Annotated in this window: 10 protein-coding genes; 1 reads left to right on the top strand and 9 read right to left on the bottom strand. The window is 61.7% G+C overall.

Features of this window, described 5'->3' with window-relative positions; genetic code table 11:
- Window positions 1–23: 23 nt before the first annotated feature.
- Genes WJ12_RS04060 through WJ12_RS04045 form a run of 4 tightly spaced genes read right to left on the bottom strand, consistent with a single transcriptional unit; the run spans window position 24 to window position 4,750 of the window.
- Entirely contained in the window at window positions 24–1,907 is a 1,884-nt protein-coding gene (locus tag WJ12_RS04060; RefSeq protein ID WP_034187281.1) for a polysaccharide biosynthesis protein, read from the bottom strand.
- A gap of 12 nt (window positions 1,908–1,919) precedes the next feature.
- Window positions 1,920–2,936 (bottom strand): MraY family glycosyltransferase, encoded by a 1,017-nt coding sequence (locus WJ12_RS04055; RefSeq protein WP_059557214.1) that lies wholly within the window; start codon window positions 2,934–2,936, stop codon window positions 1,920–1,922.
- A 6-nt stretch (window positions 2,937–2,942) separates the two neighbouring features.
- On the bottom strand, window positions 2,943–3,908 hold the full coding sequence (locus tag WJ12_RS04050; protein WP_059557215.1) for a UDP-glucose 4-epimerase family protein: 966 nt from the start codon (window positions 3,906–3,908) through the stop codon (window positions 2,943–2,945).
- Window positions 3,905–4,750, bottom strand: coding sequence for a glycosyltransferase (locus tag WJ12_RS04045; protein ID WP_059557217.1), 846 nt, complete (start codon window positions 4,748–4,750; stop codon window positions 3,905–3,907). The genes WJ12_RS04050 and WJ12_RS04045 overlap by 4 nt, the downstream gene beginning before the upstream one ends.
- 800 nt (window positions 4,751–5,550) lie before the next feature.
- Here WJ12_RS04045 and WJ12_RS04040 point away from each other — a divergent pair.
- On the top strand, window positions 5,551–6,660 hold the full coding sequence (locus WJ12_RS04040; protein WP_156444758.1) for a sulfotransferase family protein: 1,110 nt from the start codon (window positions 5,551–5,553) through the stop codon (window positions 6,658–6,660).
- Between the two features lie 132 nt (window positions 6,661–6,792).
- Here the strand turns inward: WJ12_RS04040 and WJ12_RS04035 are convergent, their stop codons facing one another.
- The 5 genes from WJ12_RS04035 to WJ12_RS04020 form a co-directional block, all read right to left on the bottom strand.
- On the bottom strand, window positions 6,793–11,727 hold the full coding sequence (locus WJ12_RS04035; protein WP_034187277.1) for an FkbM family methyltransferase: 4,935 nt from the start codon (window positions 11,725–11,727) through the stop codon (window positions 6,793–6,795).
- Window positions 11,728–11,733: 6 nt separating this feature from the next.
- Entirely contained in the window at window positions 11,734–11,871 is a 138-nt protein-coding gene (locus WJ12_RS35750; protein ID WP_154233728.1) for a hypothetical protein, read from the bottom strand.
- Window positions 11,868–12,758, bottom strand: coding sequence for an NAD-dependent epimerase/dehydratase family protein (locus WJ12_RS04030; RefSeq protein WP_059557220.1), 891 nt, complete (start codon window positions 12,756–12,758; stop codon window positions 11,868–11,870). Before WJ12_RS04030 ends, WJ12_RS35750 begins: the two co-directional genes overlap by 4 nt.
- Window positions 12,759–12,762: 4 nt before the next feature.
- Complete coding sequence (gene gmd, locus WJ12_RS04025) at window positions 12,763–13,797, bottom strand: GDP-mannose 4,6-dehydratase (RefSeq protein ID WP_034187275.1); 1,035 nt, start codon at window positions 13,795–13,797, stop codon at window positions 12,763–12,765.
- Between the two features lie 113 nt (window positions 13,798–13,910).
- Window positions 13,911–15,353: a mannose-1-phosphate guanylyltransferase/mannose-6-phosphate isomerase gene (locus WJ12_RS04020; protein ID WP_059557221.1), complete on the bottom strand. Its 1,443-nt coding sequence runs from the start codon at window positions 15,351–15,353 to the stop codon at window positions 13,911–13,913.
- Between the last annotated feature and the right edge of the window lie 95 nt (window positions 15,354–15,448).

Raw genomic sequence — 15,448 nt, 5'->3', positions numbered from 1 at the left:
CGTTCGGGCTTCGCGCCGCCGCGTCACTTGTTCGACGCGGCGCGCACCGACGGTACGCTCTGCAAGGTCGGGGCAACGGCCGTCTGGTATTCCGGCACCCAGCGCCGCAGGTCGCGCCGCACTTCGTCGTCGGACAGCACGCGGTGCTGCATCAGCCACGGCAGCAGCTCGTCGAGCAAATTGTCCGGTACTTCGCGCGCCCGCGCGATCCGCAGTTTCGGGTGCGGCGTGCGCGTCGTCGCCTCGTCGTCCGCGAGCAGCTCCTCGTAGAGCTTCTCGCCGGGCCGCAGCCCCGTGAACTCGATCCGGATCTGTTCTTCCGAGAACCCGTACAGGCGGATCAGGTCGCACGCGAGATCGACGATCTTCACCGGCTCGCCCATGTCGAGAATGAAGATCTCGCCGCCATGCCCCATGCTCGACGCCTGCAGCACGAGCTGCGACGCCTCCGGGATCGTCATGAAGAAGCGCGTGATCTCCGGGTGCGTGACCGTGACCGGACCGCCCTTCGCGATCTGCTGCTGGAACTTCGGAATCACGCTGCCGGCGCTGCCGAGCACGTTGCCGAAGCGCACCGTCTCGAACTGCGTGCGCGCGCTCGTCTGCTGCAATGCCTGGCACGCCATTTCGGCGAGACGCTTGCTCGCGCCCATCACGTTGGTCGGATTAACGGCCTTGTCGGTCGAGATCAGCACGAAGTGGCGCACGTCGTGACGAATCGCCGCGCGGGCCACGCGATACGTGCCGAGCACGTTGTTGCGCAGCGCCTGCCAAGCGTTGTGCTCTTCCATCAGCGGCACGTGCTTGTAGGCGGCCGCATGGAACACGATGTGCGGCGCATGGCGCGACATCACCTGGTCCAGCAGCAGCGAATCCTTCGCATCGCCGATGATCGGCAGGACGGGCAGGTCGGGGAACCGTTCGCGCAGTTCCTCGGTGAGCCGGTACATCGCGTATTCGGACAGGTCGAATGCAACCAGTTGCGCCGGCGCGAAGCGCAGGATCTGCCGGCACAGCTCGGAGCCGATCGAACCGCCGGCGCCCGTCACCATCACGACGCGGCCGCGCAGCAGCGCCTCGACGTGCGGCGTGTCGATCGTCACGGCATCGCGGCCGAGCAGGTCCTCGAGATCGATGTTCCGTACCTGCGACAGGAAGCCCTGCCCCGGCATCAGCGCAGTCAGCGACGGCAGCACCATCGCCTTCACGCCGGCCCGCACGCACAGCGTCGCCACGCGACGCTGGGTCTCGACCGACGCTGACGGAATCGCGATGATCGCGTACTCGACCTTCATCGCATCGGTCCAGTGCTTGAGGTCGTTGAACGAGCCCAGCACCTTGTAGCCGTAGATTTCGCGGCCCTGCTTCGTGACGTCGTCGTCGAGCAGGCCGACGAGGCGCCATTCGCCGGAACGCGACAGTTCGCGCGCGAGACTCGCGCCGGCCGTGCCGGCGCCGAGCACCAGCACCGGCTTGCCCTTGCCGACGAGGCCGCCGTACAGGTAGTACTCTTTCGTCGCGCGGTAGAGCGCGCGGGCGCCGCCCATCGCCAGGAACAGCATCAGCGGCGACACGAGCAGCACCGAGCGCGGAATGATCGGCTGCGGCTGAAACATCACGGCGCCGATCATCACGATCACGCCGCCGCCGGCCACCGCCTTTGCGATGCGCATCAGGTCGGGCAGGCTCGCGAACACCCACAGCCCGCGATACAGACCGAATCCGTGGAACATCAGCGCGTAGACGGGAAGAGCCCAGGTCAACGCCATCAGCGCACCGCTCAGGAAATCATGCGGAACGCTGCCGTTGAAACGAACGAGATAGGCGAACAACCATGCGGCGGCAACCGCCGTCAGGTCGAACAGGAAAGCACTCAGCGACAGCCACGACGCTCTGGATCGAAACATCGGCGGGAAACCTCAATAGTTGTTTTTGGCGGCCGACTGAAACCGGCGCCAACGCATGTCGATCAACCATCCGAAACATGCCAGGACGCCATACCACGCGAGGAACGACAGCCATTGCTGCAGTTCGGGGCGGCCCTTTGCCCACACGGCGACAATTATGCCCGCGAGCATGATGAGGTACCAATAAAGGGCGGTCCGGCCATGACTCACGCCCGATCGGACCATCCTTTGATAATAATGCTCGCGGTGCGCCTGCCAGAACTTTTCTCCGCGTAACAGGCGTCTCAAAAGTGTTACAGATGCATCGGCAATAAAGGGCGCGAACACCATCGCCGGAAACCAGATCGGCCAGACATCGGTCCGCCAGCCCCAGTAGCCCAACGCACCGGCCAGGAACCCAAGCGGAATCGAGCCGGCGTCGCCGAGGAACAGCCTGGCCGGGTGGAAATTGAGCAGAAGAAAGCCCAGCGCCGCGCCTGCGATCGCCGCGCCTGCCACGACCAGATCGGGCGACGTATTCGCGCCGCCGAGCGCCGCGGCCGCGTATCCGCCGAAGCCGAACAGCGCCATGCCGCCCGCGAGGCCGTCGGCGCCGTCCATGAAGTTGTACAGGTTCGTCAGCCATACCATCGCGAAACCCACACCGGCGAGCAGCCACCAGGGCGCATCGGCCGGGAACACGACGAGCAGCGCGACGACGGCCGCGAGGTGCGCCGAGAACCGCACGCGGGCCGGCAGCCCGCGCCGGTCGTCGATCTGCGACATCGCGGCCAGGCCCGCAGCGGCGATGGCGATCAGCCAGAGTCGCGGTGCCAGCGCCAGCAGCGCAACGACACAAACCGGCACGATGCCCCATCCGCCCACGCGCGGGGTGGGCAGCGTATGAAGCGAACGGTCGTTTGGAATGTCGGTCGCCAGGCGCCAGGCCAGTCCGGTGGCGAGCAGCACGCGGAGAATCGTCGTCGAAGCGAATGCGGCGGCCAGGGCCACCGCGGCCGTGGTGAGCCAGGTGGGGTTCGCGAGAAGCATGTGGTCTTATTTTCGTGTATCGCGCGAACGATACCATGCGGCGGTCGCTTCGAGGCCCTGGCGGGTCGTATAGGGCGGATGCCAGCCCAGCACGCGCTTGATCCGGCCCGTGTCGAGCTGCAGGCTGCCGGTCAGGCGGTCGATCGCCGCACTGCGGCCGGTCAGCTTTCCGAGCACACGCAACAGCGCCGGCGGCACCGCGATCAGCCGGACCGGCTTGCCGAGCGCGTCGCCGACGAGACGCAGCAGGCTCGCGACCGACGGCGCATCGTCGTCGGCAACGTGAAAGCATTCGCCGGCCGCGCGCGGGTCGATTGCGCAACGCAGCAGCGCCTCGGCGAGGTTGTCGACGTAGACGATGCTGCGGCGCGCCGAAACCGCGCCGAGCGGCAACGGCATCCCGCGTGCGACCGCATCCATCATCCGCAGGAAGTTGGCGCGTACCGCCGGGCCGTAGACGAGCGGCGGACGAACGACGACGATGTCGAGCCCCGCCGACGCGCCGAACTGCGCGAGCTGCCGCTCCGCCCGCAGTTTCGAACGGCCGTATGCATCCTGCGGATCGGGTTTGGAAGCCTCGGACAGCGGCACCCCGCCGTCGCCCTCCCCAACCGCCTTGATGCTGCTCGCGAACACGATGCGGCGCACGCCGTGATGGCGCGCCGCCTCGGCGAGACGCAGCGTACCGGCAACATTGGTGGCATCGAACGCGGCGTCGGGATCGGGCGACTCGTCGCGCATCACGTGCACGCGCGCGGCGAGATGGATCACGCAATCGGCGGCCAGATCGGCGGGCCACGCTTCAGCCAGCGCATCGAAATCGGCGGTGTCGTGCACCCACTCGCGCACGCCGTCGATGCAGCCGCCCGGACGCCGCACCAGGGCGGTAACCGAGTGCCCGGCCTCCAGCGCGCGGCGGCAGACCGCGCGGCCGACGAAGCCGTTCGCGCCGGTGACGACGAGATGGCTCACCAGAGCCTCCAGCCGAAGCGGTTGTAGAACTTGAATGCCGATGCGGCGAACATGCGGATGTGTGCGAAGCCTTTGCGGGATGCGCCACCGCCGTGATGAATCACGCGCACCGACGGGACATACGCGACGCGGGCGACCTCGTGCGTGCGCAGGCTCAGGTCGTAGTCCTCGAAGTACAGGAAGTAGCGCGGATCGAAGCCACCAAGTTTCTTCAGGACTTCAGTGCGGAACAGCATGAAGCAGCCGCTGACGATCGGCGGATCCCAGACGACGTCCTGGCCGTTGATGACATCGCGCATTTCGTAGCGGGAAAGGCGCCTCGCAAAATGCGCCCGGAACCGGACCGGCAGAAAGCCCCGCACAAGCAGATCGAGAACCGCGGGGTAACGGCGGCAGAGATACTGCTGGCCGCCCGCATCGTCACCGATCCACGGCGTGAGCGCACCGGCGTCGGGACGCGAATCGAGAAACGCACGAGCGGCAACAAGCGCGTTTACGTCGAGATCGATGTCGGGATTCAAGATCAGGTGAAACGGGCGTGTCGACGATTCGATCGCGAGATTGTGCCCCCGTCCGTAGCCGACGTTGCCGTGGCCCGACAGGATCCGGGTTGTGATGCCTTGCGTACCGAGCTCGTCAATCAATGCGGCCACGTCGCCCAGCCCGCCGTTATCGACGAGAAACAGATCGACCGGATAGGCCGATGCGCCCGCACACAAACGCGCGCACGCTACGCCCAGACTGGTCAGCGTCTGCCCAAGCTGAGCAATGTCAGGCTGATAAACGACGATGGAAACCGACAATCCTTCGGCATCACGGGGTTGCAGGCTTGTTACATTCATCCGTAGTTCGGCTACGCGCTTGCCAGATGAAGCGCAGGTTAGAAAGTCCGGCAGGGGCAGGTTGCGGCCTCGCCCGACCGGCCGGCAAACATGCCGTGCTTTTCACGGTGCCGACAGTGCAATTCTAACGTCAGCATGGTCGTTGTCGCCGGAAAAAGCTGACCCTTTACTCTCGCACACCATTCGATGCCGTCGGTGGGCATCATGCGACACATGCCGTCTAGCAGAGCAAGTGACGTCCCAATCCGCGACGTGATACCGCGCACGTTGTGTCTCATCCAAAGTGAGAACCCGCTCGCGAACGCACGTACCGTCTAGCGGCATCATTGCCTGCACGCCGACCGTGACTCGACATCCGCACAATGCTCCACCCCACATCCGTCCATTGCACTGAAACAGAACAACACGGCAACACCTGATGCGAACGTCGGCTCGGGACGGTAATACACGGTAACGCCAGACAGCCAAATGAAACGATCCGAATCACCCTCTTCCTGTTTGGACTGCTTAGAATGCAGTATCGACGCATCACTTCCGATTCCATGCAGTTCGTGCCGCGTTGCCCCGCCGTGTAGCGCAGCGGTATCGCGTTTCACGATGCTATTTGCACCATTGGCCGTCGGCCGCTTCGCAATCGAAGCGACCGACGAAGCGATGAACGATCGAATTGATGCTCTCCACGTATCAAAGAGTGCATTTTTGTCATGCCCGACACTTTCCCCACTCCGCCGGCAATACCTCCCACACTGATCGTTGTCCTAGGCATGCATCGTAGCGGGACGAGTGTCCTCACGCGCGCGATGGAAACGATCGGCGCCGACCTTGGCGAAAGACTCATGCCTCCCGCCGCAGGCAATAACGACAAGGGGTTTTTCGAGGACCTGGATATCAATCAAGTCAATATCGAAATCCTGCACGAAGCAGGATTCGATTGGGACACCATGGCTTCGATCGACTTGAGCTCGATCGACGAGCACCGCATGGACCAACTCCGGGCCAATGCATCGCGCGTCTTGCGCACCAAATGCGACGGCAAGATCTTTGCACTGAAGGACCCGAGAATTGCCCGGCTGCCGCAGTTCTGGCAACCAATCTTCTCCGCCCTGCCGTCTCGCGTGGTCTACGCAATCGCCGTTCGCAATCCGATCAGCGTCGCACGCTCATTATCGAAACGCGACAATTTCGCCGAAGAAAAATCACACATCCTCTGGCTTGCCTACACGGTTTCCGCACTCGAAATGACTGCGAGTCACCCGCGTACGCTGATCGGTTACGACACGTTGCTGGACGCCCCACGCCAGGAACTGGCTCGCATCTCGTCCGAGTTGGGACTGCCTTTGATCGAATCCGCAATCGATTCATTCGAGAAAGAGTTCGTCGACGGCGGTCTTCGCCATACGAGATTTACCCGTCAGGATCTAGACTCGCTTCGCTCATCTCCCCGGCAAGTCCGGGAACTGTTCTCCGCGCTCGACGAGACCATCCGGAACAGACTTCCGTCCGATAACGCGATGCTCGACCAGGCGGTCGAGCGCGCGCGCCGCTACCTCACCGACGTCTCGCCGCTGTTGAAATACGAATGGGAACTCGATTGCCATTCGAAGACGCTGAACGCGGCGGTCGCATCCCTTAATGAATCGGTCGCTTCGCTCAACGAGTCAGTCCGCGTATCGGAACACGAGCGGGATGTATTGTCCGACGAGCTGCGCATGGCAAACGTCGATCGTACCGACGCATACAACCGGCTGGATGAAGCCGAAACCGAACTGTCCGCAACCCGATCGGCGGTCGCTGCGCTGGAATCGGACGTGGTCAGCATGCGTGAATTGAACGCAGAAATGTTGTCGTCGACGAGTTGGCGGATCACGGCGCCGTTGCGCGCCGTCAAGCAACGACTGACAAGACACTGACGGCGCGCTTGCAAGCGGCGACCGAATCCGGCGGCACTGCCGGACACGCTGCCTCACGGCAGTGCCGCCGCGCGACTTCGGATCGGGTGATGGCGTCGACACTCAACCGAGGCCAACGCCATACCGCACTCGTTACCGGTTACCGGACTGCCCGGGCATTGCACCGAGGATTTCATTGATTCGATCCGTCGCATGGTGACCAGCCGTTGTCAGAGACAGATTGACGAGCGCGCTTTCGCGGGCACGGGCGCCGAGCTCACGCGCCCATTCCTGATTCTCGAACACCTTGCGCATCGCTTTCGCTGCCTCATCGACCGACGGCTCCGCCCAGTGGAGATTCGCATCGTACGGAGGAATCGGTCGCCCCAGTTTCACCAGATCGTAGGGAACGAGAAGACTGTTGCTGTCGTCCATGAAGTCCACGTTGCCCGAGTAGTTCGTCGCAATGACGGGTTTTCCCATCAGCATGGCTTCCGCCATCGTAAGCCCCAATCCCTCGCTTCGGTGCAGAGACACATACGCGTCGCACGCATCCATGAGCGACAGCACTTCGTCCGGTGAATACACTTGGTCGATGATCTTGATCTTCACCCCCGACATCTCGGCCGCAAGCCGCAATTCCTTGATCTGGGCCGGATGACGATCGCCGAACGAAGTCTTCAGCACCAGACAGACCGGATCGTCCGGCCCGAACGCCTTGCTGAATGCACGAATCAACCCCATCGGATTCTTGCGCTCCATGACGCTCATCATGTGGAACGTAAAGAGGAACGTATATTCGCCGTCGTTCAGTCCGAAGTACGATCGATCCCGGCGCTGATACTGGCCAAGTTGCACCCCCGGGAAAATCGTCCTCACCGGTATGGTCAACCGTTCGCGCAACCCCTTGGCGACAAACTCGGTCGCAGTCCAGACTTCATCGATGCGCGCGGCTTGATCGAGCCAGCTGTCCGGTATCGAATCGAATTCCCAATACCAGTATGCGATCCGGTAGGTTCGTTGCGCGCGCTCGAGCAAATCGGATCGCCCGTATGCATCGTCGAAAAACGGCTCCGGCTGCGTGTGAATGATCGTGATGTCGAAATCTTCCGTACCGGAAAAATCGACGTGATGCGGATCATCCCTCTGATCGGTACGAAGATCGCGCAACGACGTCTGCATCTCGACCTCGCGCATCCCCTTCACCAATGCTTCCGCCGAGACGCGCAGACCCGACGGATAGCAGAAGTGTGCGATCACGTTGACGCCGGGCTTCGCCAGCGAAGCGGCCACCGCATCGACTTCCTGCGATTCGCACCATGAGCGAACGTCGTGCGGCAATGCGGCTTCGTCCGTTCGCAGCCATTCGATCAGTGCTCGCGCATCGGCCGCGTCACGCAGCACTGCGGGAAAACGATCGCGCCAGTCTTCACGGGCGTTGTATGCCGTTCGAATCTGCTCGGCAGGCGACAAGTCGATCGGCCAGGTCTCCGGCACCACCCACGAGTCGTGGACCCTGTATGTTGCGGCAAACCATGCAGCAAATGCGGCACGCCCGAAAATCGTCAAGCCGTCCGGGTGGAGTCGTTGCCATGCCGGTGTAAAGCGATAGGCTTCCACAAGTTCACGAGCCGGCGCTTCTGACGCTTGCCAGAAGAGCCACCAGATTTGCTCGAGTTGAAGGTCCGCGTCGACACGCCCATGCTGGATGAACCACTCGAACAGATCCGTCTGCCCGACCGGCGTCAACCCGTGCGGCATCAGCGCCCGGACATCCTGACGGAACATGAAGAACTGTCGCGCCGGCGCGCCAAAATCCTGCTCGAACAGTTGCCCGATCGCCGTGACGCCCGCATCCGTCAAGCCGAGGGCACGCCCTCCTCCTGCAAGCAGCCATTGCGCAAACGCGCCGTTACGTCCGGCCGAAAGCGCCTGCGGGAAGCGGACACGAAGATCGGCCCGGCGTCGCAACAGATCCAGACACCAACGCGCTGCGCTCCAGATATCGGAAACCTTGTGAGCGGGTTGCGGGGGCCACACGACTTCGTCTCGCGCCAATCCTGCGATTTCCATGCAAATGCCTTCGTCGTCGAGACGAAGCGCCCTCGCCGGCAACGGGAGCGATCCCGAGTCTCGAAGCTGCCGGTCGAGTTCCGCCCGTACGGAAATGCCATCCTGCAGACGCAGGGTCGGAATGGCATGGCGACCATCCAGTTCGGGGTGAAGATACGGATCCTCGTCGATGCCCAAATGACGGATGTCGTCTGCCAGGCGCCGGATATCCTCGACCGGATTGCTGTTCCCTCTCGTCGCCCCTTCGTGATGCACAAGACAGGCGTACGGCGTATAGGCCGTACGATAGCCGGCACGCCATATCCGCATGCACAGCGCGACGTCGCTCATCGCAATCAGATACGATTCGTCGAATCCCCCAACCTCTTCGAAGGCGCTCCTGCGCACCATCTGGCAGGCGCCCATGATCGCAAGCCAGTTTCGCGGATGATCCGGCGAGCCGAATACATCCCATTCGATACCGCCGCCGCTCCGGTACATCAATGCGGCGAGGTGGATGCCGATCGACACGCCTGCATGCTGCAGTTCCAGCGACGGATAGATCAGCTTCGTACCCACGACACCGACGCCCGGACGCATCGCAAACCGGACGAGTTCCTGCAGCCAGTCGCTCTTGATGATCTCGATATCGTTATTGAGGAAAAGCAGAAACTCGCCACGCGCTCTCACCGCACCGAAATTGCATGCGGCCGAATAATTGAACTTGTTCCGGAAATGAACGATTCGAACCTGCGGCTCGGATTTCAGCTGCTCGTAGTATGCGAGCGTCTCGGGTTCATCCGATCCCGTATCGACGACGATGACTTCCTTGTTCGGATAGTCGGTTGCATGCAGTAGCCCCTCCAGGCACATCCGGAGCAGCTCTGGCTTGTTCTTGGTGGGAATGACAATCGAAACCAGCGGCGCCTGCTCGATCTGCCAGGTGGCATGCTGAGTGCCGTTTGATTGGGTTTCAACGGTCACCGCACCGCTAACGCCGTGACGCTCCCAATATCGCTGGATGGCCGCGCGATGATCACCGGCTTCGATGGTGTCGGGTGCAGGTCGCTCCTGGCATGCGCCCGGCTTGCGATGGCACAGTACCTTCGGAACACGAACGATGTTCTGCGCAAGGTCGCTGACACGCAGGTTGAGATCCCATTCGACAGCCGTCGCGGCAGCAACGTCCACGCCCCCCGCCTGCGTCACCAACGCACGGCGAAGCAACGTCAACCGCCCGAAGTAGTTGAACGCATAGAGAAGATCAGGTGACCAGGTCGGCTTGAAGTACGGCCGCTCGCGCGTTTGAGATGCCGACTGCACGTCTTCGTCGCCATAGACGATGTCTGCCTGCGGCGACTTCGCGAGTACTGAAACGACATCGTTCAGCGCACTAGGCGCCAGAATATCGCCACTATCCAGAACGGCGACGAACTTGCCCTTGGCGTGATCGAGACCCCTTGCCAGGTTTGCCGGCCGCCCTTGGGCCGCGCCTGACGCGGCAACAGCGATCACGCGCGAATCGGCACCCGTCCACTCTTCGACGAGTTTCAGCATCGCCGCATCGTTGTCAGCGTGAACAACGATGGCTTCCCAGTTTCGATACGATTGCGCGCGAATCGAACCGACGGTTCTCGACGCGCTCTCGATCGAATCGACATCGGCAAGCAAAAAGCTCACGAGCGGCCCATCAACCTTGATCCGGGCATCGGCGCTCGACCGGGTTTCGACTGTGCGAATCCATTCCGCGTACCGCCCCGACGACGCGGCACCGGGAATACCGCTGTCTTGCAGGACTTCGACCTGATCACTCACGGCTTGCTGCTCGCGAAGAAGGGTAGCCCGCCGCTGCCGCAAGAACTCCAGCCGTGCCGGCATCCGCCACGGCGTGGCCAGCCACCACGCGGCCTTGGCTACCTGACGCGCGCGCCCCCGCGCAGATGGAGGCATCATCGCCCCGATCCGGCGCGCCGGCGACGTCGCGCGCCAGAACATCGATTGCGTGACGGCTTGATACTGCTGCTCGACCAGTTCGGCCCGGTGGCTGGCCTGCTGTGCCATCACGTCGCGGCCGGAGAGCGCGGAACGCAATTCGGCAATCTGGTTTTCAGCATCCTTGTGCCGACGCTTGTGCTCGTGCTCCATCTCCGCCCGCCGGCTTTCCATCGCCGCTGCCTGGCGCATCAACTCCTTGTTCAGGCGTTCGAGCTCCTGGTACTTCGCTTCATGCTCCTTAAGTACCTTTTCCACCTCGGTCTGCCGCACAAACTCCACCGCATCGCGTTCCCGCTGCTCCGCGTCCACGACCTGGGCGGTCAAGGTCTCAACCTGACCAGCCAGTTCGGCCGTCCTTGCAGGCACGAAATCGTCAAAGACGTTGGGCGGATACTTGAACGCGTCGATGAGCTCAGATCGTTCGCCGGCTACGTAAAACCGGTTGAGACCGTCCGAATAGACATGCACGTAGTTCGCACCCAGAAGAATGCTCTCCCACTCCTGATGGGATTCCTTCTGGGTTAGCGGCAGCGTTGCCTCCACCACGACGATCCACGGCCGGTTGCGTTTCCAGTCGTTGCCGGCCAGCACCGCGCGCTCAGCCCCTTCGACATCGACTTTCAGAAAATGAACCTCTCGCCCAGCACTGACGTGCTCTCGCCAGATGTTGTCGAGGGTCGTCAGCGCAACGTCCTGAACATTCTCGCTCCACCCTGCCGCGACATGTTCACCGGCAATCTGGCCGTCGAGCGTCGACAATCCAGTGTCTTGAAACAAATGGATACGCCCCGTACCTGCGCTATCACCCACCGCGACCCGAAGATTGATATCGCGAGGACGCCGGCTTTCGAGTCGAGCAAAATAGACGGGATTGGGTTCGACATTGATGCCACTCCACCCCATCTCACTGAACGCTCGAGTCACCGAATGCTCGTCGGGAGACCATGCGCCAACGTCGATGTAAAAACCGGCCATCACATGCTGCAGCGCGCGATGCAGCATGACGTCTTCGAAATTTTGCGCGTAGGAAACAAGAGGCATAAATTTTCACTTACCTGGGCTATGAGAATTCGAGTCGGTATCGAGGAAAACATCGGCACCGCCCCGATTTCCTGCATTTCTGGCCATGACCGTGCCGTGCATATCGGCCACGCCGAACATGCCGTCAACAGTCAGTTCGCTCATGGATGTTCGAGCATCCATGCAAGCGTGTTACGAAGCGGTATCGCGTGAGTCGAACCGATCGCATGTTCGAGCGCCCGGCAATTTCCGACGAGCTTGTGGACCTCGTTCGCACGCACGAACTGCGGATTCACCTTCACCTCCAGTTCGTGCCCGGATAGTTCCTGCACTGTCGCCAAGACGTCCTGCAGCGAATACCCGACGCCTGAACAGACGTTGAACGTCCGTCCAGCGAAGTCGCCTTCGATCAACTTCCGATACGCCGCGACCACCATGCGCACGTCCGAGAAATCCCGTACGACATTCAGATTTCCCAACTCGATGCGCACCGCGCGCTCGCTGAAATGCCGAACGATCTTGGGCAGAAGGAACCGCTCGTCCTGACCCACACCCGTGTAATTGAACGGCCGCACGACGACGATCGGAAGTTTGTCCTGCCACGTGTGTGCGACCATTTCCATCGCCAGCTTGCTGATCGCGTAATCGTTTGCGGGTGCCGGCGCAGTGGTTTCATCGATGACTTCCCGGTCGGAATTGCCATAGACGTTGGCACTGCTTGCCAACAACACGGCTTGCGGCCGGCATGCCGCGCGAGTCAGCGCGTCAAGCAGGTTGCGCGTCCCGACTACATTGGTCTGGTAGATCGCACCGACGTCGCCGTGCTGAACGAACGCAATAGCCGCCAGATGCACGACGGCATCCGGCTTTTCGTCGGACAGCACACGAACCAGCGCGTCGAGATCAAGCAGATCGCACACGTGCGTTCGCCACGGAGCACCGGAAATCGGCTTGTGAACGATCCCGCAGACCTCGTGACCCGAGCGGATCAGTTCCTCCGCCATATAGCGGCCGGTAAATCCGTCCAGGCCCGTTACGAAGACTTTTGCCATGGCCTTAGAACGAGAAGCCTGCTTCGTTCCGACGAATGTCGGCCTCGACCATCATCTGGCAAAGCTGCTCGAGCGTCGTCTTCGGCACCCAACCGAGTTCCTTGCTCGCTTTCTCGGGGTTGCCAATCAGCAGATCGACTTCGGCGGGCCGGTAGAACTTCGGGCTGACCTTGACCACGGCGTTGCCGGTTCGGGTATCGACGCCCGTCTCGTTCTCGCCAACACCTTGCCATGCGAGTTCGATGCCTGCCGCCTGTGCCGCCATCGACACGAAATCCCGTACCGTCTCGGTCCGGTTCGTCGCCAGCACGTAGGTATCGGGGCGTTCCGCCTGCAGCATGCGCCACATGCCTTCAACGTATTCCTTCGCATAACCCCAGTCACGCTTGGCGTCGAGGTTGCCGAGCTCCAGCACATCGAGCTTGCCGAGACGGATCTTGGCAAGACTGTCCGTGATCTTCCGCGTCACGAACTCGCGGCCGCGCAGCGGCGATTCGTGGTTGAACAGGATGCCGCTGCAGCCGAAGATGTTATAGCTCTCGCGATAGTTGATTGTCATCCAGTGCGCGTAAAGCTTTGCGACGCCGTACGGGCTACGCGGATAGAAAGGTGTAGTTTCAACCTGCGGAACGGCCTGTACCTTGCCAAACATTTCCGACGTGCTGGCCTGGTAGAAGCGGATCGCAGGATTGACCGTTCGAATTGCCTCGAGCAAGTTGAGCGCGCCAATCCCGGTAATCTCCGCGGTGGTCGCCGGCTGATCGAACGACACGCCGACGAAACTTTGAGCCGCCAGGTTGTAGACCTCCGTCGCCTGCGTCGCCTGAAGCAGACGGATGCTTGCGCCGAGATCGGTCAGATCGTATTCGACGAGGTGAAGATTGGGATGATTGCTGACGCCGAGTTCGTCGATTCGCCAAAAGTTCACCGAGCTGGTACGCCGGTAGGTGCCGTAAACGGTGTAGCCCTTCTCGAGAAGAAGCTCCGCAAGATACGCACCGTCCTGCCCCGTAATGCCAGTAATGATCGCAACAGTCATGTTCTTTCCAGTTTGTTCAGTGTGTTGAAGCTCCGACCCGAATCGTCAATCGCGATCACGCCATGCGGGCGACCGATACGACGCTGAGTCCAGGCCGGACGTTCCAATCGTGGTTACTTGCCGGTCGCAGCAACGACATCCCGGCCGTAGTTGTCGTCGAGACGGACGATATCGTCTTCGCCAAGATACGAGCCCGATTGAACCTCGATCAGTTCGAGCGGAATCTTCCCCGGGTTCTGCAGCCGATGCGTCACGCCCAGCGGAATGTAGGTCGACTGATTCTCGCTCAGCAAAATGACCTGGTCGCCGTTGAAGACCCGCGCGGTACCGCGAACGACGACCCAGTGTTCAGCCCGATGGTGATGCATCTGCAAGCTGAGTGACGAGCCCGGATTGACGATGATGCGCTTGACCTGAAAGCGTTCGCCCTGGTCGATACTCTCGTATGAACCCCATGGCCGAATGACCTTCCGGTGCGTCACCGACTCGTGCCGCCCCGATGCACTGAGGCGCTCAACGATCTTCTTCACGCGCTCGGACTGATCGCGATGCGTGACGAGGACCGCGTCCGCCGTTTCGACGATGATCAAATCCTTGACGCCGATGGCCGTGACCATTCGATGATCGGCCCGGATATAACTATCGGAAACGTCGTCGGTCAGCACATCACCCGACAGCGTATTGCCCGTATCGTCGGTATCCGAAATATCTGCAAGCGCGGCCCACGAGCCAATATCGCTCCAGTTCAGGCCGGCTGCCGCGACCATCACCGCGTGGTCAGTTTTCTCCATCACCGCGTAGTCGATCGAGATGTTCGGGCATGCCTCGAATGCATCGGCGTTAAGTCGGACGAAATCCTCATCGCGCTTTGCCTGCTTGACCGATAGCGCAACCTGTTCGAGCACGGCCGGTTCGAATCGCTTGAGTTCGTCCAGATACACCGACGCCTTCAGCATGAACATACCGCTGTTCCAGTAGTAACCGCCTTCCGACACGAAGCGCGCCGCCGTATCCGCATCCGGCTTCTCGACGAACGCATCGACACGAAACGCGTCGTCATGCGACGTCAATGCGTTGCCGCTGCGGATGTAGCCGTATCCGGTGTGCGGCTTGGTCGGCTCGATACCGAACGTGACGAGATGCCCGCCGTTGGCGATAACGCGCGCCTTCTCGGCCAGATTTGCGAACACCGCCTCGCTCAGGATCACATGGTCGGACGGCAGCACGAGCAGCAATGCATCCGGCGACTGCTCCATCGCGAGCAACGCCGCCGCCGCAACCGCGGGCGCAGTATTGCGCCCGACCGGCTCCAGGACGACCGCCGACGCAGTCACGTCGATGCTGCGCAACTGATCGGCCACGATGAAGCGTTGTTCCGCATTCGTGATCATGATCGGCGCTTCGACACCGGGCACGCCCTGCAGACGCAGCACGGTCTGCTGAACCAGCGTGTGTTCTCCGGCCAACTTGAGGTACTGCTTCGGATAACCACCCCGGGACAATGGCCAGAGACGGGTGCCGCTACCGCCGCACAGGACTACAGGGAAGATGTTCACGTCAACTCCGTTCGATATACCTTCAATTTTTTCGCCCGCCAGATCAGTACGACTCATTGATTCCAGCGACATCCGGCCTGTATCACCGGGCATGC

The organism is Burkholderia seminalis (assembly GCF_001718535.1).
GTDB lineage: Bacteria > Pseudomonadota > Gammaproteobacteria > Burkholderiales > Burkholderiaceae > Burkholderia > Burkholderia seminalis.
The sequence above is the reverse complement of the archived record's forward strand: the minus strand, read 5'-3'. Positions and strand labels throughout refer to the sequence as shown.